26 protein-coding genes and 1 pseudogene are annotated in these 26728 nt (G+C 61.6%); 9 read left to right on the top strand and 18 right to left on the bottom strand.

All coding sequences use genetic code 11. The features are described from left to right. Positions 1–42 precede the first annotated feature (42 nt). Positions 43–912 carry a hypothetical protein gene (locus tag CPI83_RS24825; protein WP_157920625.1) on the top strand — a complete coding sequence of 290 codons (870 nt, stop codon included), beginning with the start codon at positions 43–45 and terminating at the stop codon, positions 910–912. Positions 913–982: 70 nt separating this feature from the next. Here the strand turns inward: CPI83_RS24825 and CPI83_RS24820 are convergent, their stop codons facing one another. The 5 genes from CPI83_RS24820 to CPI83_RS24800 are packed head-to-tail and all read right to left on the bottom strand — an operon-like array spanning position 983 to position 6564. Continuing rightward, positions 983–2035 carry an acyl-CoA dehydrogenase family protein gene (locus tag CPI83_RS24820; protein ID WP_046377953.1) on the bottom strand — a complete coding sequence of 351 codons (1053 nt, stop codon included), beginning with the start codon at positions 2033–2035 and terminating at the stop codon, positions 983–985. After that, positions 2032–2997: an acyl-CoA dehydrogenase gene (locus CPI83_RS24815; RefSeq protein WP_020906274.1), complete on the bottom strand. Its 966-nt coding sequence runs from the start codon at positions 2995–2997 to the stop codon at positions 2032–2034. The genes CPI83_RS24820 and CPI83_RS24815 overlap by 4 nt, the downstream gene beginning before the upstream one ends. Next, positions 2994–4154 carry an acyl-CoA dehydrogenase family protein gene (locus CPI83_RS24810; RefSeq protein ID WP_007734181.1) on the bottom strand — a complete coding sequence of 387 codons (1161 nt, stop codon included), beginning with the start codon at positions 4152–4154 and terminating at the stop codon, positions 2994–2996. Before CPI83_RS24810 ends, CPI83_RS24815 begins: the two co-directional genes overlap by 4 nt. Then, entirely contained in the window at positions 4154–5026 is an 873-nt protein-coding gene (locus tag CPI83_RS24805; RefSeq protein ID WP_080908941.1) for an enoyl-CoA hydratase, read from the bottom strand. Before CPI83_RS24805 ends, CPI83_RS24810 begins: the two co-directional genes overlap by 1 nt. Beyond that, the gene (locus CPI83_RS24800) at positions 5023–6564 is read right to left on the bottom strand and encodes a FadD3 family acyl-CoA ligase (protein WP_097387857.1); all 1542 of its coding nucleotides are present in this window, start codon (positions 6562–6564) and stop codon (positions 5023–5025) included. The genes CPI83_RS24805 and CPI83_RS24800 overlap by 4 nt, the downstream gene beginning before the upstream one ends. A gap of 55 nt (positions 6565–6619) precedes the next feature. Here CPI83_RS24800 and CPI83_RS24795 point away from each other — a divergent pair, with 55 nt between their 5' ends. The 4 genes from CPI83_RS24795 to CPI83_RS24780 all read left to right on the top strand — a co-directional run bounded on the left by CPI83_RS24795 (position 6620) and on the right by CPI83_RS24780 (position 10569). Next, complete coding sequence (locus CPI83_RS24795; protein WP_020968470.1) at positions 6620–7849, top strand: acyl-CoA dehydrogenase family protein; 1230 nt, start codon at positions 6620–6622, stop codon at positions 7847–7849. Continuing rightward, positions 7849–8661: an SDR family oxidoreductase gene (locus CPI83_RS24790; protein ID WP_003945582.1), complete on the top strand. Its 813-nt coding sequence runs from the start codon at positions 7849–7851 to the stop codon at positions 8659–8661. The genes CPI83_RS24795 and CPI83_RS24790 overlap by 1 nt, the downstream gene beginning before the upstream one ends. Positions 8662–8737: 76 nt before the next feature. Continuing rightward, positions 8738–9409: a TetR/AcrR family transcriptional regulator gene (locus CPI83_RS24785; RefSeq protein ID WP_003945807.1), complete on the top strand. Its 672-nt coding sequence runs from the start codon at positions 8738–8740 to the stop codon at positions 9407–9409. An 11-nt stretch (positions 9410–9420) separates the two neighbouring features. Next, positions 9421–10569: an acetyl-CoA C-acetyltransferase gene (locus CPI83_RS24780; RefSeq protein WP_003945727.1), complete on the top strand. Its 1149-nt coding sequence runs from the start codon at positions 9421–9423 to the stop codon at positions 10567–10569. Between the two features lie 54 nt (positions 10570–10623). Here CPI83_RS24780 and CPI83_RS24775 read toward each other — a convergent pair whose 3' ends face one another. Next, positions 10624–10941 (bottom strand): DUF4333 domain-containing protein, encoded by a 318-nt coding sequence (locus CPI83_RS24775; RefSeq protein ID WP_073512010.1) that lies wholly within the window; start codon positions 10939–10941, stop codon positions 10624–10626. Positions 10942–11038: 97 nt separating this feature from the next. Further along, the gene (locus CPI83_RS24770; protein WP_020906278.1) at positions 11039–12439 is read right to left on the bottom strand and encodes a cytochrome P450; all 1401 of its coding nucleotides are present in this window, start codon (positions 12437–12439) and stop codon (positions 11039–11041) included. Between the two features lie 95 nt (positions 12440–12534). Between CPI83_RS24770 and CPI83_RS24765 the strand changes: the two genes are divergently transcribed. Beyond that, positions 12535–13122 carry a TetR/AcrR family transcriptional regulator gene (locus CPI83_RS24765; RefSeq protein WP_020906279.1) on the top strand — a complete coding sequence of 196 codons (588 nt, stop codon included), beginning with the start codon at positions 12535–12537 and terminating at the stop codon, positions 13120–13122. 47 nt (positions 13123–13169) lie between these two features. Here the strand turns inward: CPI83_RS24765 and CPI83_RS24760 are convergent, their stop codons facing one another. After that, positions 13170–14180 carry an ABC transporter substrate-binding protein gene (locus CPI83_RS24760; protein WP_097387856.1) on the bottom strand — a complete coding sequence of 337 codons (1011 nt, stop codon included), beginning with the start codon at positions 14178–14180 and terminating at the stop codon, positions 13170–13172. 81 nt (positions 14181–14261) lie between these two features. Continuing rightward, the gene (locus tag CPI83_RS24755) at positions 14262–15140 is read right to left on the bottom strand and encodes a bile acid:sodium symporter family protein (protein WP_097387855.1); all 879 of its coding nucleotides are present in this window, start codon (positions 15138–15140) and stop codon (positions 14262–14264) included. 132 nt (positions 15141–15272) lie between these two features. On the opposite strand from CPI83_RS24755, the gene CPI83_RS24750 reads away from it, so the two are divergent. From CPI83_RS24750 to CPI83_RS24740, 3 genes are read left to right on the top strand one after another with little or no spacing between them, the layout of a single operon-like run. Then, entirely contained in the window at positions 15273–15545 is a 273-nt protein-coding gene (locus CPI83_RS24750; RefSeq protein ID WP_003945457.1) for a DUF2277 domain-containing protein, read from the top strand. Positions 15546–15550: 5 nt separating this feature from the next. Further along, positions 15551–16972 (top strand): alpha/beta hydrolase, encoded by a 1422-nt coding sequence (locus CPI83_RS24745; RefSeq protein WP_092764603.1) that lies wholly within the window; start codon positions 15551–15553, stop codon positions 16970–16972. After that, positions 16869–17420, top strand: a complete 552-nt coding sequence (locus tag CPI83_RS24740; RefSeq protein ID WP_097387854.1) for an NUDIX hydrolase — start codon at positions 16869–16871, stop codon at positions 17418–17420. The genes CPI83_RS24745 and CPI83_RS24740 overlap by 104 nt, the downstream gene beginning before the upstream one ends. Positions 17421–17787: 367 nt before the next feature. Here CPI83_RS24740 and CPI83_RS24735 read toward each other — a convergent pair. The 9 genes and pseudogenes from CPI83_RS24735 to CPI83_RS24695 form a co-directional block, all read right to left on the bottom strand. Further along, a pseudogene (locus tag CPI83_RS24735) lies at positions 17788–18114 on the bottom strand (transglycosylase family protein); the annotation flags it as partial. Between the two features lie 475 nt (positions 18115–18589). Beyond that, positions 18590–19495, bottom strand: coding sequence for an oxygenase MpaB family protein (locus CPI83_RS24730; RefSeq protein ID WP_020968478.1), 906 nt, complete (start codon positions 19493–19495; stop codon positions 18590–18592). Positions 19496–19519: 24 nt separating this feature from the next. Next, positions 19520–20077 carry a hypothetical protein gene (locus tag CPI83_RS24725; protein ID WP_019746957.1) on the bottom strand — a complete coding sequence of 186 codons (558 nt, stop codon included), beginning with the start codon at positions 20075–20077 and terminating at the stop codon, positions 19520–19522. After that, positions 20064–21284, bottom strand: a complete 1221-nt coding sequence (locus CPI83_RS24720) for an MlaD family protein (protein ID WP_020968479.1) — start codon at positions 21282–21284, stop codon at positions 20064–20066. Before CPI83_RS24720 ends, CPI83_RS24725 begins: the two co-directional genes overlap by 14 nt. Beyond that, positions 21281–22345 (bottom strand): MCE family protein, encoded by a 1065-nt coding sequence (locus CPI83_RS24715; protein WP_097387853.1) that lies wholly within the window; start codon positions 22343–22345, stop codon positions 21281–21283. The genes CPI83_RS24720 and CPI83_RS24715 overlap by 4 nt, the downstream gene beginning before the upstream one ends. Continuing rightward, positions 22342–23439: an MCE family protein gene (locus CPI83_RS24710; RefSeq protein ID WP_081329073.1), complete on the bottom strand. Its 1098-nt coding sequence runs from the start codon at positions 23437–23439 to the stop codon at positions 22342–22344. The genes CPI83_RS24715 and CPI83_RS24710 overlap by 4 nt, the downstream gene beginning before the upstream one ends. Then, positions 23436–24491, bottom strand: a complete 1056-nt coding sequence (locus tag CPI83_RS24705) for an MCE family protein (RefSeq protein ID WP_097388247.1) — start codon at positions 24489–24491, stop codon at positions 23436–23438. The genes CPI83_RS24710 and CPI83_RS24705 overlap by 4 nt, the downstream gene beginning before the upstream one ends. Continuing rightward, complete coding sequence (locus CPI83_RS24700; RefSeq protein ID WP_020968483.1) at positions 24491–25522, bottom strand: MCE family protein; 1032 nt, start codon at positions 25520–25522, stop codon at positions 24491–24493. The genes CPI83_RS24705 and CPI83_RS24700 overlap by 1 nt, the downstream gene beginning before the upstream one ends. Continuing rightward, positions 25519–26712, bottom strand: a complete 1194-nt coding sequence (locus CPI83_RS24695; protein WP_232816799.1) for an MCE family protein — start codon at positions 26710–26712, stop codon at positions 25519–25521. Before CPI83_RS24695 ends, CPI83_RS24700 begins: the two co-directional genes overlap by 4 nt. Between the last annotated feature and the right edge of the window lie 16 nt (positions 26713–26728).

The following is a 26728-nucleotide window of genomic DNA, read 5'->3' as shown; positions in this document are numbered from 1 at the left end:
CGCAATAGGTCGGCCCATTGAACGCGAGAATCGGGGAAACAAGTGTCGCTTCCGCAGTTGACTTTGGACGAGGCTCTCCTGCTCGAATTGCTTTCTTCAAACGGAGATACCCTTGGTAACGGCAAACTTAGGCAGAAGGCAAGTTTCGGCAAAGAGCGGTATCGAACTGCTGCAAATTCTTTGGTGGACAAGAACCTGGTCCGTAAAGCAGGCGGCCGGGGTGGGAGCGTGGTTCGGGAATCCTCTACGAAAGACCAGGACGCCGACGCGTCAGTTACGACGCTGACCGTGCCGTTCAGGATCCGAGAATTGAACCTCTACGCACCGATGGTCGATGTGCTGCGGGAGCTTCCACTCCGCAAATCCGGAGTGGCACCACTGACGGTCGACGACGTCGCTAATCAAGGTAAGCGAAGCACCGGCGGTACGTGGTCACGCTCAGATCTTGTGACAATCTCGGTACGTAGATTCGACTACGTACCTGGAGTCTTTCTGGAGGCCACAACCGTTGAGGTGAAGCCTTTCGATCAAGTCAATGTCACAGCGGTGTACGAAGCGCTTGCGCATCGTCGGGCCTCGACACACGCCGTTGTCGCGTTTCACATCCCCACGTATCTCACGGATGCACTCAAGAGACCGCTTCGGGAAGTTCGCACAGTTGCCAATTCTCACGGAATTGGGGTAGTTACCTTCGCAGATCCTGGAGATAAAGCGACTTGGCGAGTGCGTGAAGAAGCTGAACGGTTCGAACCGGATCCGGTGAGACTGAACAAGCTGATAGAAAAGCAGCTTTCGACCAGCTCACGGGAACGGATTGCAATCGAACTGAGGCGGAACATGCAGTTTCAGGAAGTCTCACCATCGAGTCTGTCAATACCCGAGAACGGGTTGGTCGCTCCTGCCGAGAGCTGAAGTCTGTTCGACACCGAACGAGACGGTGCTTGTTCGCCCGGGATTGCGAGCGAACAAGCACCGATGTGTCTTAGAGACCCGCGGCCTGAGCGAGGCTCGGCAGGTAGGTGCTCGGCTGTCCGAAGAGCTGAGCGCTGCCGTGTGCACGCTTGAAGTACAGCTGAGCGTCGTGCTCCCAGGTGATTGCGATTCCGCCGTGCAACTGAACTGCTTCGGAGGTGATCTGCTGCAAGGCTTCCGAGCAGTAGACCTTCGCCACTGCCGCGTCGTCCGCCGACTGCGTCGCCACGGCCGCGTACGTCATCGACCGCGCCGTCTCGACCAACGTGTACATGTCGGCCATCCGGTGCTTGAGGGCTTGGAAAGAACCGATCGCGCGACCGAACTGCTTGCGCGACTTGGTGTATTCCACGGTCTGTTCGACGATTGCTGCGGCCGCTCCGACCTGTTCAGCGGACAACGCGATCAGAACGACGGTTCGAATGCGATCGACCAGATCTTCGGACCACTCCAGTGGCCGACCACGAACACCGGAGAACGTGACCTCCGCCAGCGTTCGCGTCGGATCCATGGTGGGGACGCGTCGGCGGGAGACACCCTCGGCCGCGGGATCCACTTCGTAGAAGCCATCGGCCGTGAGAACGAGCAGGGTGTCCGCAATGTGTCCGTCGAGGACGTACGACGCCGTGCCGGTCAACGCATCCTCGGTTGCCTCGACGCCGAAGGTGCTCCAACCCGCAGCCCCTGCCCAGCACAGGGCGAGCGTGCTCTCTCCGGACGCGACACCGGGCAGCAGTCGCGAGCATGCGTCGTTGTCACCGGAAAGCAGCAGTGCCTGTGCGGCAAGAATCGCCGAACCCAGCATCGGTGAGGGGGTCAGCGTGCGGCCCAGTTCCTCCTGGACCACATGTACCTCGCCCAAACCTGCTCCGACGCCGTCGAACTCCTCCGGAATCGCCAGCGCGGCGACGCCGATCTGCTCGCACAGCTTGCTCCACAACGCGGCGTCGTAGCCGATCTCGGTGGTGATGGCAGCGCGGACGGCAGCGGAGTCGGAATGCTTGCTCAGGAGATCGCGTACCGACGCACGTAGTGCTGCCTGGTCTTCGGTGTCGATGCTCATGATGCAACCAGCGCTTCGACGACGCGCGCACGATGCTCGGACGGTGTGCCCCAGGCGGTGAGCAATGCTCGTACCTTGGTGAGCCACAGTGAGAGATCGTGTTCCATCGTGTAGCCGATGGCGCCGTGAACCTGGAGTCCGACGCGGGCGGCCTTGTAAGCAGCATCCCCGCACGCGACCTTGGCGGCGGAAATGTCACGCGAGGCGTCGGCCGACTGATCGCGAACCGACAGAGCGGCACCGTGGAGCAGGGGGCGAGCCATTTCGAGCGAAACGGCAACTTCTGCCAGGTGGTGCTTCATTGCCTGGAACTGTCCGATGACCTTGCCGAACTGCTTGCGCTGCTTCGCGTATTCGGTGGTGACCTCGAGCAGTGTCTGGCCGAGACCTTGCAACTGCGCGGCAGTGGCAAGAGCGCCCATGTCGAAGGCTGCGGAGAAGTCGGCGGAGCCCAGCGATTCGCCGGCGGAAACCTCGTAGAGCTTGCGGGAGAGATCCACCGATGCCTTGGCTTCGCCAGGGACGCCGAGTGAGACGGTGCCGTCCTGCGCGAGTAGAACCAGATCGACCGCATTGGCGTCGAGCGCGAACGGTGTGCGCGGGGGAGCGGCGACGGTTGCCAGCGAACCCTCGGCGAGAGCAGAGAGACGTTCCGGTGCAACGGAAGCCAGGAGCGTCGGTGCTACTGCGATGGTCTCGACGACCGGTCCGGGTACTGCGTGCCGACCGAGCTGTTCGAGTGCAACGACCAGGTCCACGGCGTCGGCGCCGAGTCCGTCGTGTTCTTCGGATATGACGAGGCCGTTGACGCCGGTCTCGGCAAGGCGCTGCCAGAGCTTCTTGCCCGGCTCGGTGTCACCGTCGTTCCACGAACGGATGACGGAGGGCATGTCGGACTTGGTCAGCAGTGCATCGATGCTTGCAGCGAAGTCCTGGTGGGAGGAGTCGAGCGCGAATCTCATCGGTCCGCCTTCGGTAGGCCGAGCAGACGCTCAGCGATGACGTTTTTCTGAATCTCGTTGGTGCCTGCGTAGATCGGGCCGGACAGGGAGAACAGGTATCCGTCCATCCAGTTGTCGGCCAGCTCGGCTTCAGGGCCCTGCAGTTCGAGAGCAGTCTCGTGGGTGGCGATATCCCACTCGGACCAGAAGACCTTGTTGATCGAGGACTCGGCGCCGAGTTGTCCACCGTCGGCGAGACGGGTGACGGTACCGAATGTGTTGAGCTGGTAGGCGCGAGCGCCGATCCAGGCGTCGGCAACCTGGTTACGCAGAGCGCTGTCGTCGGTTCGTCCGCTGGACTTGTACAGCTCGAGCAGTCGGTCGACGGTGGCGAGGAAGCGGCCGGGGCTGCGCAGCGAGAGACCACGCTCGTTGCTCGCGGTGCTCATCGCGACGCGCCAACCTTCGTTGACGTTGCCGATCACACCCGACTCACCAGGGTTGGCCGGGTCGTCCGGCACGAAGACGTCTTCGAGGAAGATCTCGGCGAAGCCGGGCTCGCCGTCGAGTTGATCGATCGGGCGAACGGTGACGCCCTTCGAGCGCAGGTCGAACATGAAATACGTGATGCCCTTGTGGCGCTGCGCATCCGGATCGGAGCGGAACAAGCCGAAGCCCCAGTCTGCGTAGCTTGCGCGTGAGCTCCACGTCTTCTGACCGTTGAGCAGCCAGCCCCCGTCGACCTTCTTCGCACTCGAACGCAGGCTCGCGAGGTCGGAACCGGATTCGGGCTCGGACCAGGCCTGGGCCCAGATGTCGTCGGCACGAGCCATGCGAGGCATGATGCGAGCCAACTGCTCGGCATTTGCATGCTCGAACAGTGTGGGAGCCAACAAGAAGATGCCGTTCTGGCTTACGCGGCCGGGCGCGCCCGAGCGGTAGTACTCCTCTTCGAAGATGACCCATTCGAGCAGGGACGCATCGCGTCCGCCGAGTTCCTTGGGCCAGGAGACGACGGCGTAGCCGGCGTCGGCGAGAGTGTGCTCCCACTGACGGTGCTCTTCGAAGCCTTCGGCGGTATCCATCGACTTCAGGGGAGTGGCGGGCACATTCGCCTCCAGGAACGAGCGGACCTCGTCACGGAATGCGGTTGTGGCGTCGTCGAATACGAGATCCACTAGTTTGTTCCTTCCTGCGGTGCGCGAGCACTGGCAGCCATGGCTTTGGCGTCGAGACCACCAAGCGAGTCTTTGCCGACCTCGGCGTTGTGAGCGTGAGCGAAGTGATGCAGACCGAAGACGGAGTCGATGCCGTTGCGCATCCCCATCTGATCCTCGCACTGGTTGACGGCCTTTTTGGTCAAAGCCAGTCCGAAGCGCGGCATCTCGGCGATACGTCCGGCGAGCTCGAACGTCTCCTTCTCGAGATCCTTGCGGGCGACGACGCGATTGACCATGCCGATTTCGTAGGCGCGTTGCGCGGTGAACCGATCGCCGGTGAAGAGCATTTCCTTCGCGAAACGTGAACCGACCATCCACGGGTGCGCGAAGTATTCGACGCCGGGGATGCCCATGCGGACAACGGGATCGGAGAAGAAGGCGTCGTCGGCCGCGACGATCATGTCGCAGATCCAGGCGAGCATGAGCCCACCGGCAATGCAGGCGCCTTGCACCATCGCGATGGTGGGCTTGGGGATCTCCCGCCAACGGCGGCACATGCCCAGATAGACCTCCATCTCGCGGGCGAAACGCTGGTCACCGCCTGGCTTGTCGACGTGATCCCACCACATGGTGGCCTTGTTCTCGTACTCGACGTGATGGTCGCGTCCCGGAGTTCCCAGGTCGTGTCCGGCGCTGAAGTGAGGTCCGTTGCCTGCCAGGACGATCACCTTCACGTCGTCGTCCTCGACGGCGCGCTGGAATGCCGCGTCGAGGGCGTACGTGACCACCGAGTTCTGGGCGTTGCGGTAGTCGGGTCGATTCAAGGTCACGACGGCGACCGAGTCACGAACCTCGTAGGTCACGACGTCGACTTCGAAGGGAACGGTCATGATTGTTCCTCGCGCAGAACCGTTTTGAGGACCTTGCCCGAAGGGTTACGGGGCAGATGATCTACGAAGCGCACCTCGCGGGGCACCTTGAAGCCTGCGATCTTCTCCTTGAGGAAAGCGATCACCGACTCTTCGGTGAGGCCGGCACCGTCGAGTTGGGCGATGTATACGCGGCCCACCTCTCCCATTCGGTGATCAGGGATGCCGATGGCAGCAGACTCGTGGACGCCGGGCAGGCGAGCCAACATGCCCTCGATCTCGGCCGGGTAGACGTTGAATCCGCCGCTGACGTACATGTCTTTCAGACGGTCGGTGATGTCGAGATAGCCACGCTCGTCGAGGGTTCCGACGTCTCCGGTGTGCAGCCAGCCGTCGGCGTCGATTGCCTTGGCGGTGGATTCGGGGTCGTCGAGGTATCCGAGCATGACGTTCGGTCCACGAAGCAGGATCTCACCCTGGTCACCGATCTTGACCTCGAAATCGGCTGTCGCGCGGCCGGAACTGGTGGAGACGGTGACCGGGTCGTCGTCGGTGCGGCACATGGTCGCGACCACTGCCTCGGTCAGACCGTATGCCGTGAGGACGGCGTCGAAAAGCTCTGCCTGCATGCGCTCGACGAGAGCAACCGGCACGGGTGCTGCGCCGGTGATCGCGATGCGGAGCGAGGACAGGTCGTATTCGCTGCGGCGGGGGTGATCGAGAATGGTCTGGTAGATCGTCGGGGCACCGGGCAGGATGCTGATCTTTTCGCTGTTGACCAGCGCGAGGGTGTCGTCGATGTTGAAGACGGACACCGGCACGATCGTCGCGCCGTTCAGCAGGCAGACCAGGATTCCGGCCTTGTACCCGAAGGTGTGGAAGAACGGGCTGATGATGAGGAAGTTGTCGTCGGCGGTGACCTCGGCGCATGCACCCCACGACTTGGCGACAGCGATGGACTGACGATGCGCGGTGATCGCACCCTTGCTGCGTCCTGTGGTGCCGGAGGTGAAGAGGATGTCGCTGACGTCGTCTGGCTGCACCTTCGCAGCACGCGCATCGGCTTCGGTGCGGGCGGCGTCGGTGGCGAGCGCGAGGAAGTCCTCGAACTCGATGACGCCGTCACGGTCGTCGTCCCCGTCGATCGGTACCTGGATGACGGTCGGGATCGACAGGTCCGGGTTGGCGTCGAGCAACTGCTGATAGCGATCGGCCTTGAGGAACGTGCCGACGACCACCAAGGCCGCGGCGTCGACGCGCTCGATGATGTCGAGAGCTTCGGTGCCGGTGTATCGAGTGTTGATCGGGATGATGGCCGCGCCGGCATATTGAGCGCCGAGCAGGGCGATCACCCAGTGGTACGTGTTGGGCGACCAGATGACGACGCGATCGCCTGCCTTCACCCCACGGTTGATCAGCGCGCCGGCGAAATCGCGGACACGTTGATGTAGCTGTGCGAAGGTCAGTCGGGTGTCGCCATCGGCGATAGCCGCGCGCTCACCGAACTCCTCGGCGGCCCGGATGAGGGCTGATGGGATGGTTCTCGGTTGTTCGGTCACTGGACTCCTACCTGACACGCTACCTAGCAAGTGCTTGGTAGGTTATCTTACATATGTGGACCAGAGCGAGAGCCCGGACGGGCAGATGACGGACGACGAGTTTGCGGCCACGGTCGCGCAGTGGTTGGCCGAGAACTTGACGGGCAAATTTGCCCAGCTCAAGGGTAAGGGCGGCCCCGGCAGTGAGCACGAGTTCTTCGAGCAACGACTCGAGTGGGACAAGCACCTCGCAGCCGCAGGATGGACGTGCCTCGGGTGGCCGAAGGAGTTCGGCGGGCGGGGAGCAAGCATCTCTCAGCAGGTCATCTTCCATCAGGAGTACGCGAAGGCCGGTGCGCCCGCTCGCGTCAGCCACATCGGTGAAGAGCTGCTCGGCCCGACGCTGATCGCGTACGGAACCGACGAGCAGAAACGCCGATTCCTTCCTGGCATCAACACGGTCAGCGAACTGTGGTCGCAGGGCTACTCCGAGCCTGGCGCCGGTTCAGACCTCGCGAACGTCTCCACCACCGCACGCCTCGAAGGCGGCAAGTGGATCATCAACGGCCAGAAGGTGTGGACCTCACTGGCTCACGTCGCGCAGTGGTGCTTCGTGGTCTGCCGCACCGAGGTGGGCTCCAAGCGTCATCAGGGCTTGAGCTTCCTGCTGGTCCCGTTGGATCAGCCTGGTGTGACAGTTCGGCCCATCCAGCAGCTCACCGGTACGTCGGAGTTCAACGAGGTCTTCTTCGACGACGCCGTCACCGACGCCGATCTGGTGGTCGGGGAACCTGGCGAGGGCTGGAAGATCGCGATGGGGCTGCTCACCTTCGAGCGCGGGGTATCGACGCTCGGACAGCAGATCGGATTCGCTCGCGAGCTCCAGGGCGTCGTCGACCTGGCGAAGGCCAATGGCAGTGACCAGGATCCGCACATTCGCGAGAAGATCGCTCGCGCCTGGGTCGGACTGCGCGTGATGCGCGCCCACGCGATGCGTACTCTCGACGCGGTCGACGCCGGAACCGGTGGCGGAGAAGCGTCCGTCGCAAAACTGTTGTGGGCCAACTGGCATCGTGACCTGGGACAGCTGGCGATGGACGTGCAGGGTGCGTCGTCGTTGGTTGCACCGTGGGCGGATTCCGAAGGCAATGCCTCGGACATCACCGACCCCGAGCATCTCGAACTCGACGAGTGGCAGCGCCTCTTCCTCTTCACCCGCGCCGACACGATTTACGGCGGCTCCAACGAAATTCAGCGCAACATCATTTCCGAGCGCGTGCTCGGTCTTCCCCGAGAGGCTCGTTAATGTCTGACACCAAAGCCGCGTCCCCGCTTTCCGTTGCGCCCGAGGAAACCCCGGGCCACGGACTGCTCGCGGGCAAGAAGGCGATCATCACCGCCGCAGCCGGAACCGGCATCGGCTTCTCTACCGCGCGCCGGGTGCTTCTCGAGGGCGGCGACGTTCTCGTCTCCGACTTCCACGAGCGTCGGCTCGGCGAGACGGTGGAGAAGCTGAAGGCCGAGTTTCCCGGCCAGCAGGTCGAGTCCATCATCTGCGACGTCTCCAGCACCGAGCAGGTCGACGCGTTGTTCGTCGGCGCGGCCGAGAAGTTGGGACGTATCGACATCGTCGTCAACAACGCAGGCCTGGGCGGCGAGACACCCGTCGTCGACATGACGGACGATCAGTGGGATCGCGTTCTCGACATCACCCTCAACAGCACCTTCCGTTCGACGCGTGCCGCGCTGCGGTACTTCAAGAGCGTTCCCCACGGCGGTGTTCTGGTGAACAACGCGTCCGTTCTCGGTTGGCGGGCGCAGCATTCCCAGGCTCACTACGCCGCAGCCAAGGCGGGCGTCATGGCACTGACTCGGTGCAGCGCTATCGAAGCCGCGGAGTACGGAGTCCGTATCAACGCGGTCTCGCCCTCCATCGCGCGTCACGCGTTTTTGGCGAAGGTCACCAGTGAGGAACTGCTCGACCAGTTGGCTTCCGGCGAGGCCTACGGCCGCGCCGCGGAGGTCTGGGAGATCGCAACGGTCATCGCGATGCTCGCCAGCGATTACTCCACCTACATGACCGGCGAGATCGTCTCCGTTTCTTCGCAGAGGGCCTAGCGTCCCCGTGCGCGGTTAAGGAGTCCCCGGACTCGCTGACCGCGCACAGGGGAAGGCCCTGGATAGGATTGAATACATGACGCCACCTCGAAATTCCGACGAATCAAACGGCAAGTCCGGGCGCCGCGACGAGCTGCTCGAGATCGCGGCGGGGCTGTTCGCCGATCGCGGAGTGCGCGCGACGACCGTCCGCGACATCGCCGACGCCGCCGGGATACTGTCCGGCAGCTTGTATCACCATTTCGATTCCAAAGAGTCGATGGTCGACGAGATCCTGCACCAGTTCCTCGACGAACTCTTCGGAAAATACCGCGAGATCGTCGCGGCGGGGTTGGACAGTCGCGCGACGCTCGAAGCGCTGGTGGTGACCTCCTACGAGGCCATCGACGCCTCACATTCGGCTGTGGCGATCTACCAGGACGAGGTCAAGCACCTCGTCGGGAACGAGCGCTTCGCTTACCTGGCCGAGCGCAACACCGAATTCCGGGACCTGTGGGTCGGCGTCCTCGAAGCCGGCGTCGCGGACGGGACCTTCCGTTCCGACATCGACGTCGAGTTGGTCTTCCGATTCATGCGAGACACCGTGTGGGTCGCGGTTCGCTGGTACCGCCCGGGTGGATCCCTCTCGGCTCACGCCGTCGCGGCTCAATATCTCGCGATCGTGCTCGACGGGCTCTCCGATCCGGCTACAACTTCAGACGCTATTGCTGAATCAACTTCAAGAACTATTGCTGCACAACGAAACTAGGAGCTAACGCTATGTCCGAGGTTTACATCGTCGACGCCATTCGCACACCGATCGGCAAGAGGGGTGGCGCGCTGTCCGGCGTGCACCCCATCGATCTCGGTGCGCACGTCGTCAAGGCACTGGTCGAGCGCACCGGTATCGACCCCAGTGACGTCGACGACGTGATCTTCGGTTGCGTCGACGCCATCGGCGGCCAGGCCGGCAACATCGCCCGTATGTCCTGGCTCGCAGCGGGATTCCCGGAGCACGTTCCCGGGGTGACCGTTGACCGTCAGTGCGGTTCGAGCCAGCAGGCAGTGCACTTCGGCGCTCAGGCCATCCTGTCGGGCACCGCGGATCTGATCGTTGCCGGCGGCGTTCAGAACATGAGCCAGATTCCGATCTCGGCAGCGATGATCGTCGGTCAGCAGTACGGATTCGACACGCCGACTTCGGGTTCGGTCGGTTGGACCGAGCGCTACGGTGACCAGGAAGTCTCGCAGTTCAAGGGCGCCGAAATGATCGCCGAGAAGTGGGACATCAGCCGCGAAGAGCTCGAGAAGTGGGCCCTGCAGAGCCATGAGCGCGCCAAGGCTGCAATCGCCGCGGGTCGCTTCGACAACGAGATCGTCGCCATGGGCGACGCGACCGTCGACGAAGGACCCCGCGAGACCAGCCTCGAAAAGATGGCGACGCTCAAGGTTCTCGTCGAAGACGGCCGCATGACCGCAGCGGTGGCCAGCCAGATCTCCGACGGTGCGAGTGCGCTGCTGCTGGCGTCGGCGGAAGCGGTGGAGAAGTACAACCTCAAGCCCCGCGCCCGGATTCATCACCTCAGCGCTCGCGGCGACGACCCGATCTTCATGCTCAGTGCGCCGATCCCGGCCACGAAGCATGCTCTCGCGAAGGCCGGTCTGAGCATCGAGGACATCGACATCGTCGAGATCAACGAAGCTTTTGCCCCGGTCGTCCTGGCCTGGATCAAGGAGATCGGCGCAGATCCGGCCAAGGTCAACGTCAACGGCGGCGCGATCGCACTCGGTCACCCGCTCGGCGCGACTGGCACCAAGCTGATGGCGACCCTGCTCAACGAACTCGAGCGCACCGGCGGTCGTTACGGCCTGCTGACCATCTGTGAAGGTGGCGGCACCGCAAACGCGACGATTATCGAGCGGCTCTGACGCCTTGCTGTGCGCCTTTATTAACCGCCGGCGGTTAATAAAGGCGCACAGCAGTTAGTTGTTCGGCGCATCCGCAACCTTGATGTCGAAGTTCGCACTTTCACCGTCAACGCTGGTCACGGTAGCTGTGACGTCGTATTCGGTGCCCTGCTCGGTCAGGATGCACGTGATCGATGCGCCGACTTCTGCGTCGAGGTTCTCCGGACACGTCACGTCGTCAGGTGGCTCGCCGATCTTCTCGGCGAGTTGAGTGGAGATCTGACTTGCGACTTCGGACTTGTCCACTTGTGGCGTCCCGACGCTTGCCGAGCACGCTCCCGTGGCCAATGCCGCGGAGAGCAAGACGATTCCAACTGCAGGCCTCTTTGTCATGTGAACTCCCAGGGTGCGCCGGTGCTCGCTGCTGCCACCTCAGGGATTACCGCATTCGGGACCGTTCAACCGACTTACTCGACGCTGTTTGCCGAGCTCAGCGTCGGCGGACCGTCAAGTTGAAGCCTTCGGGCATCAGGGTGAGCCGTTCGGCCACCTTCAACTCGTAGTCCGGATCGGCTTCGATCGTATATTTCTGCAAGATGGTGCCCAACACGAGGACCGCTTCGTGAATGGCGAATTGTCTTCCGATGCAGGCGCGTTCACCTGTTCCGAACGGCTTGTACACGTGCGCCGGCCTGGCCTTGATGTTGGCAGGTAGGAAGCGATCCGGATCGAAAGCCTCGGGATCGTTGCCCCACACGGGATCGCGATGAAGTGACGGGATGAGCACGAGCATCCAATCGCCCTTCTTCATCGGATACTTGCCGACGAGCGTGGTGTCTTCGAGCGCCGCACGGCCGTAGGCGGGAGCGGTCGGCCACAGACGCAGCGATTCGTCGAGGACGCGTCGTACGTATCGAAGTTTCGCGATCTTCTCGAAGGCGGGCTCCTCGCCCTCCCAGACCTTGTCGACCTCGGCTTGCGCCTTGGCCAGCACGTCAGGGTTTCGTGACAGGTAGTACAGCGCGAACGACAACGCGCCGGAGGTGGTTTCGTGTCCCGCGACGAGGAAGGTCACGACCTGATGGCGGATGTTCAGTTCGTCGATACGGTTGGGATCGTTTTCGCGTGCCGCCCGCAGCATCAGTTCGAGAAGATCTTCGGGCCCCGGTTCGGTACTTGTCCGCCGGGCACGGATCACCTCGTCCACAACCTCGGCCATGTACGCCTTGCGGACCTCGTCACGTTGATCGGCCCGACGTGCGAGGACTCGCCCCAGGGCCGTCGACTTCAAGAACGTCGTGCGTTGTGAATGGGAGAGAGCGCCGACCATCGCCTTGACGAACGGGTGCTGCTCTTCACGTTCGAAAGAGTCGAACGAGTAGCTGAATCCAGTGCGTCCGATGGTCTCCAACGTCAGCTTGGTCATGTCTGCCGAGACGTCGATGGGGGAGTCGCTGTCACGACTGTCCCAATGATCGACCAGCTCGCCGGCCACGTCGAGCATGGTGCGGTGGTACGAGCGCATCGCAGTCTGGCTGAACGCCGGGGCCAGGAGATTGTGCGCCTTGCCCCAGTTGGGTTCGTGGTTGTACGCAGTGAACAGTCCGTCGCCGCCGATTCCGCGGAGTGCTTTGACTCCAGGCGCAAGGTGCTTCGCGAACCGGGACTCGTCGGACAGTTCTGCCACCATGTCCGCGCCCGAGGCGAAGACGAAGCGATTTCCCAGGACATTTCTCTCGAAGATCGGGCCGAGTTCGCGCCCGATGCTCACGGAGTTCTGCAGCGGCGTCCGGATATTGATCCCGAGGACGTCCCCGAGGACTGGCAGGCGCCATGCCGGATGCGGGATCCGAGCATCGGTCGTCGCCTCTGGAGTGGTGTCGACGCTCATGGTGTGTCCCCCGGGTGAGATCGCTTACTGAATTGGTGTCTAGTACGCAAAGTACGCCTTACTGAATCGGTGTCAAGTAGTAATCTGACTTGTCTATGGTCGCACCACGAAAACGCCTGGACCGAGAGCAGCGGCGCACGCAGTTGCTCGACATCGGCGCGCAACTTTTTGCCGATCGTTCGTACGAGGACGTCTGGATCGAAGAGGTCGCCGAGATTGCGGGCGTCTCGCGCGGGTTGATGTACCACTACTTTCCGACCAAGCGAGACTTCTTCGCCGCAATCGTCGAGCGCGAATCGCAGCACCTGCTCGAGGTGACCGCACCGGACGCGACGCTACCGGTGCGCGAACAGGTGGCAGCCGGGTTGGACGCCTACTTCGCGTACGTGAAGTCGCACAGCAGGGGAGTACGCGCCATCAACGTGGGGACGCTCTCCGCCGAGGCCGGTATCCGAGCGATCGTCGAACGGGAACTCGAACAGCAGCAGATTCGGATCCTCGACGCACTGGAATTCGAGGGTGAAAGAAGACAGATCGCTGCCGTCGCAGTTCGGGGATGGATCGCATTCGTCCGAGCTGTCTGCCTCGACTGGCTCGATCAACCTTCCATACCGCAGGAAGAGTTGAGAGTGATTTGTCTGCGGACCCTCTCCGGAGCGTTGGGCATCGACCTCGAAACGTGAAATGCCGACCGCGTGGGAGCGGCCGGCATTTCCACGGACAAGTCTGATCAGTCGAGCGTCGAATAGAGATCGTCCCAGCTCTTGGCTACGTACATGTTGGTGTAGATGGATCCGTAGTACGTACTGCCGCGCAGAACGGTGACGTTCCCGGCCTGCACAGCCGGAAGTCGTTGCCACAACTTGTTGTCCGAGAGCTGATCGAAGGTGGTGTCGCTGCTGTCGGTGACGGATACCATGAACGCGTCGCAATCGCGAAGGCAATCCATCTCCTCGATGCTCAGTCGCCCCTGATTGTCGAAACCGGTTGTGTTCAATGTCCTTCCGCCGATGTCAGCGAGCGTCATGTCGGTGGGTTGGCGATTCTTCTTACCGGTTTCCTCCGACACGGGCAGGCTGTCGATGTAGATCGTGGCCTTGTCCGGACTGTAGGACAAACTCGCGACGGTCTTTCCCGCGATCGCCGAAGCGTGTCGAGAGCGGATGTCGGTGATCAGAGCGTCGTAATCGGTAATCAGGCGATCCATGGTGGGCGTTCGGCCCAACCAATCGGAGAGTCGGGTGAGATTTTCTCGCCACGTCCGCTTCGATTCGGTTGTCAGGACAGGAGCGATGGCTTGGAGTTTTGCAGCGGGCCAGTACTCGTTGTCGGCGTTGACGCAGATGATGAGATCGGGTGCGAGTCCGAGGATCTGCTCCAGATTGGGCTTGTCGCTGAGGTATTCGGCCGAGCCGTCGACGGGAACCCACTCGGTGGCGGGCGAGATGTTGTATCCGAAGACCGGTAGTTCCAGGGCAATGGCGAGCTCGAGGTCGGTGCGGGCGTCGACGGCCAAGACCCGCTTGGGGTTGGTCGGTATGTCGTAAGTTTCCAACGGTGTGGTGACGGTGCGCATTTGAGTGTCGTCAGATGTACCCGAACCGTCACTGGAACTGCAGGACGACAGAATTGTTGCTACTGCTGCCATCCCGGCTCCGATGCCGAATTGGCGACGGGTCAGTGCGTCGACTAGCTCTTGCCAGGCGCGTTCGTCCAGCACGGTAGGTGTGGTGGTCAGCATTTTTCGATACCCTTCGGTCTGAGTCCGTATCGATCGTAGGGTCGGCGATACCAGATCACCTATATCGAAAACCGCCTGATATTAGTCGATTTCGGCCATTGTCCGTGACTTGCGGGTGATCGTTGCGCCGAAGGCAGCGGCGAGCGGGAACATGAGAACGCCGTACACCGCAGCCGGCACTGCCAATTGCACGTTGCCGAGGAGACTGACGGCGATGGTGATCGCCAACGTGCTGTTGTGGATGCCGATTTCCATGGAACTGGCGATTGCCTGACGATCCTCGATGCCGAATATCCGGGGAACGACGTAACCGATCGAGAGGCTCAGTAGGCAGAACAAGGCAGCGACGACGCCGATGTCGACGAGATAGTCCGCGATGTTCTCGCGCTCGGAAACAACCGTTCCGACGATCACCAGTGCCAGAACCACCGCGGATCCGATGCGGACGGGCTTGTCCATCCGCCCGGCAAAGGCGCTCGAGCGCAACCGAACCCACATTCCGAGAGCGACAGGAATCAATACGACGGCAAAGACCTGAAGCACCTTCGTGAACTGAAGCCCGAGAGTGCCGTCCGCGTCCTCAGGTTCGAAGTAACCCAACGCGAAGTTGGTGATCAGGGGGAGAGTGACCACCGCTATCACCGAATTGACCGCTGTCAGCGTCACATTGAGAGCAACGTCGCCGCGGAACAGATGGCTGAACAAGTTTGCCGTCGTGCCGCCCGGTGATGCGGCGAGGAGCATCATGCCGACCGCGAGCAGTGGGTCGAGGTCGAACAACGTGACCAATCCGAAGGCCGCGGCCGGGAGCAACAACAACTGACAGATCAGGGCGATCGAAACCGCCTTCGGCGCTTTTGCCACGCGGGCGAAATCTCCGACCGTCAGGGAAAGCCCGAGGCCGAACATGATGATGGCGAGTGCGGCGGGTAGGCCGACGGAGGTGAGTGCAGAGTCCATGAGTTAGTGGCTACTTCCAGTCACTGGGGGAATTTCACTGAAACTACCGTGATGCCCGGATCTGCGTGGCAGTTTGGATACATTGGTGTATCGAACCGTGACGGCGTCGGTGAGCAGGGTTATCGTCGAATTATGTGCCGAAACATCACTGAACTTCGTGGACTCGAGCCCGCTGCTACGCCCGAGGAGATCGAGGCCGCCTCTCGCCAATACGTACGTAAGGTGAGTGGAATAGCCAAGGTGTCCGACGCGAACCGAGACGCCTTCGAACAGGCGGTGCGTGAGGTGACCGAAACGACGACGCGCCTGCTCAGCGCATTGCCGCCTCGCAGACAGCCACCTCAGACCGTCCCGCCGTTGCGTCGTCCGGAAGTACAGGCGCGGATCGCTGCTCGTTCGTCCTGACCCGAGTGGATCTCACAGATATCGACGTATGGGACGTCGAACCGTTGGATCAGCTGTCAGCTGGGCTGGAGGGCGTTCTGGTCGCTCATCGTGTCCGCGACATCCGGCGACGGCTGGATACGCTGCGCAAAGAGGCCGTCGCCGACGACTTGCATATTCGTCAGGACGGAACGGTCTCTGCCGTTGCGCCCATCGCCGACGGCCACCCGCTCCACGTGCATGCCCAGTTGCTCGAGGTCGCGGTGCGAGAACTGATCGGTGAGGCACTGCTGGTCAGCGCGGATCTTCATCATGCGTTGTCTCTGCGGTCTCAGGTCGGCACCGACCTCCGTGACAAAGCTGTGCGTGTGGGGGAGGAGTGGCGAGCGTTCAGCCCTGATCGGCAGCGTCAGATGTTGCGTCATGCACCCGGCCTGATCGCCAACCTCGACGGAATTCCTTCTGCGGTTCGCAGTCCGGCCAATCTCGATCGAATTCAATCGGAACGAGCACGGCTGCAAGATGATTCAGTCCGAATCTCGCAAGAACTCCACCGTGAGTTCTTCGGCGGCAGGCTGAGTAACACAGGGGCGGGCCAGTGGTACGCCGAACGCAAACTCGAGGATCTGGACGCGCTCGACGAGTTGTTTCGCGCCGAACCTTGTCGACGGTTACTGCTCATGGACATGCGCTCGGGTGAACGCGGCTTCGCGGCAATCGCGATCGGTGATCCGGACACAGCGGATCACATCTCCGTGACGATTCCCGGATTGAACACCAACGTCAAGGACTCGATGCGCGGAATGGTCGGCGAGGCAACACGATTACGAGCCGAGGCGATGCGCCAACTCGAACTGGCCGGCCGAAAGGAGAGCGTGGCCACCATCGCCTGGATCGGATACGACGCGCCACAGGTGATCGGGCCGGGAAAGTTCGACATCGGTCGGGCCAGCTTCGACGTAAGTCGATCGTCCAAGGCAGGCATAGCCGCCGACGCATTGGGTAGCTTCTTTCACGGTCTTCGTGCTGCGTCGGTCAACGACGGAGTCCATATCACCGCGTTGGGCCACTCCTACGGATCGCTTGCGACTTCTCTTGCGCTGCAACGCGGGGCAAGCGCAGCGGTCGACGACGTGGTGTTCTACGGTTCACCCGGCGTGCGGGCCAAGGTGGAGTCGGACCTCGGTATCGCCGACCGCCACGTCTACGTCATGAAAGCGGAAGGCGACAGTATCGCGGGGTTCGGCCGTTTCGGTGGCGATCCGACACGCACCGAGTTCCACCGATTGTCCACGGCCGAGGGGATCACCCCGGACGGTGTCAAGCACGAGCGGGCTTTCGGTCATGCGGAGTACGCGAGAACCGGGGACAACGGCGAACTGCGGATGTCGGGTTACAACCTCGCGGTTGTGGTTGCCGGACTGCCGGAGTTGGCCGTTGTGGCCTGACCTGCTGACTTGCTCTGCCGATTCATCGCACCCGGGGGGCGGGCTGACGGTCTGGTGTCCTCCGGGCGGAGGCTTGGAAGGAGACGAAACCCCGCCCGAGGCGCTCGCGCGCGAATTGGACGAGGAGATCGGCTTGCGTGACTACGGCGCCGCCACCCATGTGTGGCATGAGGAGATCCATGATCCGACGATATTGCCGGGTTGGGACGGTGCGATCAACGACTACTTCCTCGTGCCGGTAGCGGCCGCATTCGAGCCCTGTGGGTCGTTGGGGCGCGAAGCGCTGGCCGCCGAGCTGGTCGAGCACTTCGAGTGGTGGAGCGTTGACCGCCTTCTGTCACACAATGGTCGAGAAGTGTTCGGGCCACGCGATTTACCCGACAGGTTTGCACGCCTGGTCAAGGATGGATCACCGAGTTCGCTGGAACAGTTTGTTCGGGCACCATGAGGGCCGCGAGGCATCGCCGTATTCGAGCATTTCGGCATCGAAACACGGCTAAACTGGGGTTATGGAGCACTACGTGCGCAAGGAGCCCATCCCGTACGCGTCTACGGCTGCGCCGGTCAGTTCTCGCAACCGGTTCAGAAGGATGCTCCAAAGGTTGTCGACAATTCTTCGCGGGATGATGGGGGATCGGAAGGCGAGTCGATATACCTCGCTCGCTCCGCGGCATCCCGACGGATCACGCACCGCTGTAACATCTTTCAACAGTAGTGGTGGTGGGAAATAGGTATCGGTGTACGACGCTGCCCGGGGTCCGTCGAATTCTCGACGAACACCGGGCAGTGACGCACTACTTGGGCTGGGGTCAGCGGAGGTACTGTCCGCAAACCGGCCACGCGCCGGCACCTTGACCGGCAAGGACGTTTTCCGCGACGCGGACCTGTTCTGCCTGGCTGGCGTTGGCGGCACTGCCGGCTCCGCCGTAGGCTTCCCACGTGCTCTGGCTGAACTGGAGCCCGCCGTAGTAGCCGTTTCCGGTGTTCGCGGCCCAGTTGCCCGAAGATTCGCATTCTGCGACACCCGACCAGTCGTGGGTGGCTGCGGATGCGGTGCCGGCGCTCAGTCCGAGGGCTCCGGCTGCGAGGGCTCCGGCTGCGGCGACAGAGGCAAGGGCACGGGTAACGGTGGTCTTGGTCATTTTTGGTAAATCCTCTCGAGTCCCGCCGACGGAGGACGGTGACCGTCTCAGCTCCGCTCCCACCACTAGGAATGTTGTCGAGTCCGAACCGCGGGGTGGGACGGGCGGTGGCGATTCGGTAATGCCCGGTTGATCGGGCTGTCACCAACCATAAGAGATGATTACGGATTGGTCACGGGTCGGCGTGTCGACGCATGTTTGTGCAACAGAAATGCATCAAAGAGTGTTTTCCCAGGTCGCGTGGCGATATGCCACCTCGCTCGGCGTTACATAATCGAGATAAAGTGTGATGCAAGTCACTGGAAAAGCGTCTTGATGGCGTCGGTATGTGGCGCTCGATCGGCCGGTTTTGTCGATTTTCCGGCCCCAGTTGTGGTCACACAGGAGGCTGTGTCGAACCGCGATTTGTTGTCGACCGACCGCCCCGATTTACCTGTGGGGCAGCAGAATTGAAAACGAATTACGCGCTGCTGGCTCAGACGAGATTCTTGCTCGCCTTGATCCGACGACGAATGTCGCGCATCTGAATGGTGTTGCCGGCCTGACGAACGGAGCGTGGAATGAACCTGTTGACGAACGACACGAAAATGAAGAGGTGTTCGAACCGGCGGCGGTCGTCTTCGGTCCACTCGAGGTCGAGTTGGTCGCGGTAGATCGGTGGAAGGAATCCGACCGTCAGGAACCGCAACAAGTTTCGGAACACCAAGCGTATCGGCCAAGCGATCATCTGTAGATTGACCAGGTCGATCAGATACTGCTTGGTGCGTTCGTCGATGACGACGCGTTCGCAACCGAGGTTCCAGTAGCGCTCGAAATCTGCGCGTGTGGCCGGCCACATCTCTTCGGTGACCTGCAGTGTCGTTCCCAAAGTTGATGCGGACTGATAGAACGACTCCGCCTGTTCTTCCGACATCTTGCCGTGCAGCAACTGATGACTGTCTTCGAAACCGATGAACAGGCAAGCAGCAACCCATAATTGGAGTTCGCGATTGAAGGCGTTGTACTTGACCGGGCTGTTCGCATCCGACTTCACATGTCGGTGTACCGAATTCACGGCCTCGCGGTAGGCCTTTCGCTCTTCCTCGTTGCCCAGGATCGCGACCGTCAGGTACTGCGTTGTGGTTCGTGCGCGCTTCCACGGATGCGCTGTCAGAGCACCAGATTCGACCTTGCTCTCCATGACGCCGTACGCCACCTCGGGCCAACCGAGTTGCAGGATGACGTTGGCAGCGGCTCCGGCGAACGACCAGAAATCGAGTGCGTCGGTGATGTGTGCGGGTTTACGTGCCCACCGCCTACGCTCCGCCGTGATGGTGATGCGTGTCTGATCGGTCCGAAGAGACGACTCGGACTTTTCCGAATCCAGGTAGTGAGTGGGCATGGATCTTCCTCCGCGCGTGGTGAGTTACTTGGTCTCGACGTTGCTCACGAGCCACCGGTCGTCCGAGCGGACCAGGGACACGACCATGCGGTACTTCTGTGTGTTTCCCTCTGGCGCTGCGACATTCTTCGCTTGTTGGTCGACGAACACGAGCACCTTGGCCGACGAATTGTCCAGCGATTCGATGCCGACGTCTGTCGCCGTTGCGCTCGCCTGGCCTTGCCCCCCGGCGACGACTTCGCGCAGTGAATCGACCATCGTTCGGTAGGTGCCGGCAAACTCGTCGGTCGACATCGAGGCGATGCTGTCTTTGTTGGCATCGAGGTTCTGATAGTCGAAGGAGGACATGATGGTCGAGTAATCCCGCGCGGTGTCCAAAGCCTCCTGCCGCAGCGTGTCTTCCTGATTCGCCGAGTACATCTGGAATCCGAGCACCACCAATGCTGCGACCAGCGCTACCGCTATGAGTGAGATCAGTGCGTTGCGTGGCTCCTTGAGGCGGCGAAGTAGCGACGGAGAAGTCGGATGTTCGGCCACCTCGGCTTCTGCCTCGTCGAGTAGTGCGTTGTCACCGTGTGCCATTTCCCAGTCCTTCCAACATCAATCTCCAGTAGTTCAGGGCTTCGACTCCGGTCGGGACGAGAATCGGATCTGCGACGACGGGCGGTCCGATCGGCGTACCGGGGACCGTCGAGTTCTGCAATCCGAGGTCGTTCGGGCGGGGAGCATTCTGTGCTCCGCGTTGGACGAGGTCGTCGGCGGGGGGACAGTACATCGCCAGACTTGGACTGGTGGGAGACAGATCGCCGACCTCACGCCGAGGGGTGTCGTAGTTACAGACCGGCCCCTGTGTGGCAACCAAGGCAAAGTCGGCGCGATCGCCTTTGACGATGGATGCCAGTTTGGCGAGACCTTCAGGAATCGTGACAAGTCCGGTTTCGAGGGCGTCTGTGCGGTCGGAGATGATCGGTGCGACAGTGACGAGATTGGCCAGGACCGCTCCGAAAGTGTTGTGGTACTTGTCGAACAACTGTTGAGCGCTGTTCAGGGCGGCGGGCGAATGATCGGTGAGGTAGATCAGTACCGGAGCGTTGGATTCGAGTTGTTCGGTGAAGTTCTTGGCAGCTGCCATTCCTCGGACGAACGAATCCGATTGTGTCGCCATGGAGTCCACCAACGTGGAGGTTCGCGACAGCAGCGCGGCGAGTTCGGCCGACTGGTCGTTCAACTGCGCGGACATGGTCCCACCGTTGTCGATCATCGTCGCCAAGCTCGGGCCGAGCCCGTTGAACGAATTTCCCAGTTCGGTCCCGATGTCGCTGATCGCTTGCGGATCAATCCCTTCCAGGACACCGGACGCCTGAAGCATCAACTGGCTCATCTGGACCGGTTGCTGATCCGCGGGCATGGCGATTTCGTCGCCGTCCCGAAGATACGGGCCGTGGTCTGTGTTGGGATAGATGTCGACATTCTGAATTCCGGCTGCGGTTCCCATCGTCACCTTGGCGACGCTGTCGGTAGGTATCTCGGTGTTGTCGTTGAGTGAGAGTTCCACCCGAGCCGAGCGGGTGCCTGCGTCGAGTTCGACTTCACTCACTTTCCCCACCTGTACGCCGCGATACGTGACGACCGTGCCCTTGGTCAGCCCGAAGGCGTCGGACATGTTGGCGTGCAGCCGGATTTGGCCACCGAAACCCTGAGGGCCGACCACGTAGACGATTCCGAAAGGGATTACCACAGCAGCGATCAGAGCGAACAGGACAAGTTGAACAAGCGCAAGGCGACTCAACGCAGACCTCCCTGAAGTAGATCGGTGAGAGTTCCCACCGGTGCGATCGATTGACCGGCCATCCCGCCGCTCCAGAGCTTGTCGATCGTTCCCGGAATATCCAGGGCGCCGTCGAAAACGAGGTAGTCACCTTGGACTGCACTGGTGAAGTTCTCGAGCAATCCGTTCATATTCGCCAGTGTCTGACCGATCTCCGAGTTGAACGAATCCAGAGTCCCGACAACGGTCGACGCATCGTGCAGCATCGCGTCGAGGCCGTCGGGTGACGAGTCGAGGATGGTGTTTGCGTTGGTGGCGAGCTGAACGGTCGAGTTCAACAGGCTTGCAATCTGATCCTTCTGTCCCACGAGAATCGACACCACCTGTGGAACGGAATCGAGGTAGTTGTCGACGACGTCGCGTTGGCCGGCCAGTTGGGAGGAGACCCTGGCAGCGAGGTCGACGGCCTCGTCGAACTCGCTGCGGTGACTGCTTGCCTCTGCCATGAGCGAGGTCAGGGTGTCGGTCAGAGAACGAACTTCACCGGAGCGCCCGGAAAACGCGGTGTTCAGCTCGCGCACCACGGTGTCGAGTTGATCGATGCCGCTTCCGGTCAGAACCGTACCGAGCGTGGCAAGCGCACTTTCGACCTGCGGACCGATCTCGGTGCGAGACTCCGGAATTGTGTCGCCGTCGCTGAGCATCGAGCCGGACGGAACCTCCGGCACCAATAGTCTGATGAACGGGTTGCCCAGCGCGGACGGGAGTTCGACGGATGCTTCGACGTTGTCCGGCAACGGCGTCGCGGCGTCCAGACTCAGCGTCACATCGGCTCCGACGACGTCGGCGGACAGCGCGGATACTCGGCCGATGACTTTCTGGCCGCTGCGGACGTCTGCCCCCAACACCAGGCCGTCGGCGCCGGCCAGCTGCAGCGCCACGTTGTACGCATCACCGTCGGCCGAACGACCCAGGGGTAGGTCTTGAATGCCTGCGCTACAGCCGCCGAAGGCGAACACGGCCACAGAACCCACACCGATGATCACGATACCGGCGACTATTCGAACCGATTGCCGCGTCAATTGCCACCTCCGGGGACGGCTCCGCCGGAAATCGCGGAGGCGATTCCGAGCGGATCAGAAGTGCTGAGGGGGAAGGAAATCGGATTCGTGAACCCGGCTCCGGTACAGATCGGCAACTTGTAGGTGTCGCACAGCGGTTTCGCAACCGCGAACTGAGTCAATGCAGTCGAGACGTTGAGCCGAATGCGCCCGCGCTGATCAGGACCGATTGTCTGGGAGAGGTTCTGCATCATCAACGGCACCAGGTCCATGAACTCAGCGAGGCCGGGTTCTTTGGCAGCCAGAGTGTCACCGAGAACTCGCACGTTGTCGGCTATCGCACCGACATCATCGCCGTGAGTTGTCATGAAACTGTTCAACTGGTCGAAGACCACCTGCAGATCCTGCAGAGGCTGTGAGATGTCCATGTTCTGGTTCGCCCACTGATCGCCCAATGTGCCGAGGTCACCGACAAGTTCGTCGAGGCTGACCTGCCGTGCGTCCAGAGCATTCATCAAGGTGTTGAGATTGTCGACAAGGGCACCGATGTCTTCCGACCGAGCGCCGACAACTCCGGTTGCCGTGCTGAGGTTGCGAATTGCGGTGTTGAATTGATCGCCCTGGCCCTGCCATCCGGCAGCGCCGCGGCTCACGAGATCGCCGAGATTGCCCCCATCCCCGGCAAATGCGTCGGCCAAAGTGCTGACGCTTCCCATCAAGCCGTCGAAATCTATGGGGGAGTGGGCACGTTCGATCGGAATCTGGTCGCCGTCTTTCAGCGTCTCTCCGCCGGTGTAAGCCGGGCCGAGTTCGATGTGGCGATCGCTGATCACCGATGGATTGAGGACATAGGCCGAGGCGTCGGCGGGCAGGTCCACGGAGTTGGGCATCGACATCGCCACTCGAACAGAAGTTCCGCGAGGTTCCACCGACGTGACCGTCCCGACGCCGACTCCGAGGACGGTGACCTTGCTTCCCTCGTAGATTCCGCCGACGTAGCTGAAATCGGCGTAGACGGTCTTGGACTGATCTGTTCGTCCGAAGATGTACCAACCGGGGAGTGCAATCGCCAGGGTCACGACCAGCATGGCCGTGACGGCTTTTCGTGTATTCACTTGCAGCCCTCCATGATACCGAGCGCGCAGAGCAGATTGTCCGGGATCACGGCGGCCGGCGCGTTGACGTCGGTCCAATTGCCGGTGCCGGTGGAATCGGTGACCGAACGCAGCGCGGAAGGAAGACGAGTCAACAGCAGGTCGATCTGATCTGCGTTGTTCTTCAGCGTGGTGGTGACCTCGACGAGGTTGTCGGTCATGGCTCCGAACTCGTCCTGACGATCGACGAAAGTGGTGGAGAGCTTCGAGATGATGATTGTCAGGTTGTCGACCAACTGAGTCAGTGCGTCCTTGCGCATCGCAAGAGTACGAACGATCGTCTGAGCATTGGCCGCAGTACCGACTATCGAATCGGTTTGTGCCGCAGCCATGTCCGACAGCTCGCGGGACATGATGAGAATCTGGTCGATCTGTTCACTGTTCTGCGCGAAAGCCGCCGAGGCGCCGCTGATTCCGGCCAGAGCCCGGCCCACCTGATCGGAATCAGTTGGAATCACCTGCGAAAGGGTGTTCATCATGGACTCCATCGCCTGTAGGTCGACCCCGGTGGCCGCAGTGGTGGCATCACTGCTGACGTCGTCGAGGCTGTACGGCACGGTAGTGCGGGAGAGCGGGATGACCCGTGCATCGGAGTCGTCGACCACTCCGGCCGGCACGACCTCCAGGTAGCGCTTGCCAAGGACCGTCTTGAGCCTGACAGTCGCCGTGCTCTGGTTTCCCAAAGGCTGGTCCTTGTCCAAGCGGAAGTAGACGACGACGTGGTCGCCGGCAAGGTCGATCGAATCCACTCGGCCCGCGGGAACTCCGGCCACGTAAACCGGATCGGTGTCGGAAAGCCCGCTGGCATTTGCCAACTCCGCTGTGTATGCCGACGTGCGTACGTTGTACCAGAGCTTCGGAATGCCCAAGGCGGCGCCGAGTCCCACCACCAGAACGAAGATTCCGAGACTACCCAGGGCGAGAGCGGTGCCGCTACCGCTGCGACGGCGATCCCCTTTGAACAGGAAGAGCATGATGCCGACGAACACGTCGATCAGCTTGACCAGGAACATCATGAGCACACCGGCGAATGTGTCGGACCGAAGATGTTGGCTTCCATGTCGCCTGCCTTCAAAGTGAAATTGCACAGATACAGGCTGATGAAACTTCCGTAACTTCCGATCCGGTTGGCGGCGTCGGCGAACTGGGGAAGGTTGGCGAGAAGTCTGTTGAACTCGTCGGTGCTCGCAATCCAACTCCCGGTGACACTTTCGAGTTGTTGCACGGTCTGACCGAATGCGCCGTTCGACCCGGCCATGATCTGAGCCAACGACGAGACAGTTCGGTTTCCCTGATCCAAGAGCGAGACCAGTTGATCGTTCTGCCCGACGACGGAAGTACTCAGATCGTTCAAACCGTCCAGCAGACCGACCAATTCGGGTTGGCGTTCGTCGACGGAGGTGAGAAGAGTGTTCATGTTCGTGAGTAGTTGTGCGAAGACGTCCTGACGGTCGACAAGGCCGGAGCTCATGGTCGCGATCTGGTCGAGGAGGGTGGTCATCGCCTGGCCCTGGCCGTTGAAGGTTTCGACAAAACTTCGCGTGAGCGTGTTCACCTGCTCGGGCTGCAGCGCGGCGAACAACGGTTTGAACCCGTTCATCAGTGCCGTCAAGTTGATCGGCGGTGTTGTCTGCGCCAGCGGTATCGTGTCACCTGGTTCGAGCTGTCGTGCGGATACCGTTGTCGCGCTGTCGTCCTGCGTCAGTGCCAGATATCGAGCACCGAGCATGTCGCCGTAGCGCACGGCGGCACGGACATCCGACTCGAGGGAATATTGCGACTCGATTTCGACGTCGACGATCGCCTTGCTCGTGCCGCCGCCGTTGTCGGCAAACGCAACCGAGTCCACGCGGCCGATACGCACACCGGACATCGTGACCGGGTTACCCGGGTTGAGGCCTTCGACATCGGTGAACTCGAACGAATACGAATCGGTGCTTCCGCGAACCGGGACCGACAACGTGTTCGCCACGAACGACGCACAAGCGACGCCGGTGAGACAGAAGAGTGACAACCGAATTACCTGGCCAGGACGGACCTTCACGGGACGGTCACCTCATTGCCTCTGACCATCGGCCCCAACATCAGTGTTGTTGCCGTATTTGGGGTGTCCGAGTGTTCCGGCGATCCGCCCAGTAGCTGATCTTCGAGGTAGCGCAGCGTGGCCGCTTCGGCTTCGCCGCCCACGACCGGGGCACTGACGGGTTGTGCAGGCGTCAGGTTGGAGCCTGAACACTGCGCGCCGCGCGAGTCCCCGTACTGCGGGCAATCATCGCCCGTGTATGGGAGCGGTTCGGCGAACGTGGCAACTGCTGTGATGTCGAACTTACCGGTGGCGAAGACCCGCGCGCCCGCGGCGCCGAACGTACTGGCATTGGCGAGGGTGGAACGCAGTCCTCCGGGATTGGCCGCGGTGGTTGCGAGTATCTTTCCGGCGGAATCGATCACAGTGATGATGTTTCGGTTGTTCTCCACGACAAAATCGTCGACGGTAGCGGCGAAGACTGCGGCCGCGCCGATCGAGGACTCGAGATTCGCTCTGTTGGCGACCATGTTGTTCGAGACGGTTGTGGCGGCTGCCAAGGTATCGAGAATGTCGGGGGTCGCGCGGTCCAACGCGTCGACGACCGACTTGAATTCGGGTGTCGATTCGAGGAAATGGTGTGCGGCGGGTATCAGTACGCCGGACGCGGCACTGAGATTGTCTATCGTGGTACCGATCTCGGCTCCGTTTCCGTCGAGTGCCTGGCCCAGCGCAGTCAGGGCTGTCTGCAGCTTCTCGGGCTGCATGGCGGTGAGGACGCCCACCAACTTGGTGTACACGTCGTAGAGCGCAACGGCTTCGGGACCGTCGTCCATGTGGATCTCGTCTCCGTCCGACAGAGTCGTCTGGCCCTGCTCATTCGGACTGTCCACGAGCTGCATGTAGATGTCGCCGAAGAACGTTCGCGGAACGACGCGGGCCACCACGTCGGCGGGAATCTTCGACGCGTCATCGGTCTGAATCTGCAACTGCACAACGGATTCGGCGGTGCCTGATTCGATTTCGCCGATTCGGCCCACGTTGACGCCGTGGTACCGAACCGGAGCTTCACCGCTGATGAGACCGGCTGTGGCTGGAACAGCGACGAAGATGTCGGTGCTCTGCTCGAGGTTTCCCGAACCGCGTAGAACCATTGTCACAGCGGCGGCGACGGCTACCACTACGGCGATCGCGCCGCGAAGGGCGTACACGATCTTTGTGTGTGTA

Source organism: Rhodococcus sp. H-CA8f (genome assembly GCF_002501585.1).
Classification (GTDB): Bacteria; Actinomycetota; Actinomycetes; order Mycobacteriales; family Mycobacteriaceae; genus Rhodococcus_F; species Rhodococcus_F erythropolis.
Note: the sequence above shows the minus strand (reverse complement) of the source record. Positions and strands in the feature narration are given on the sequence as shown.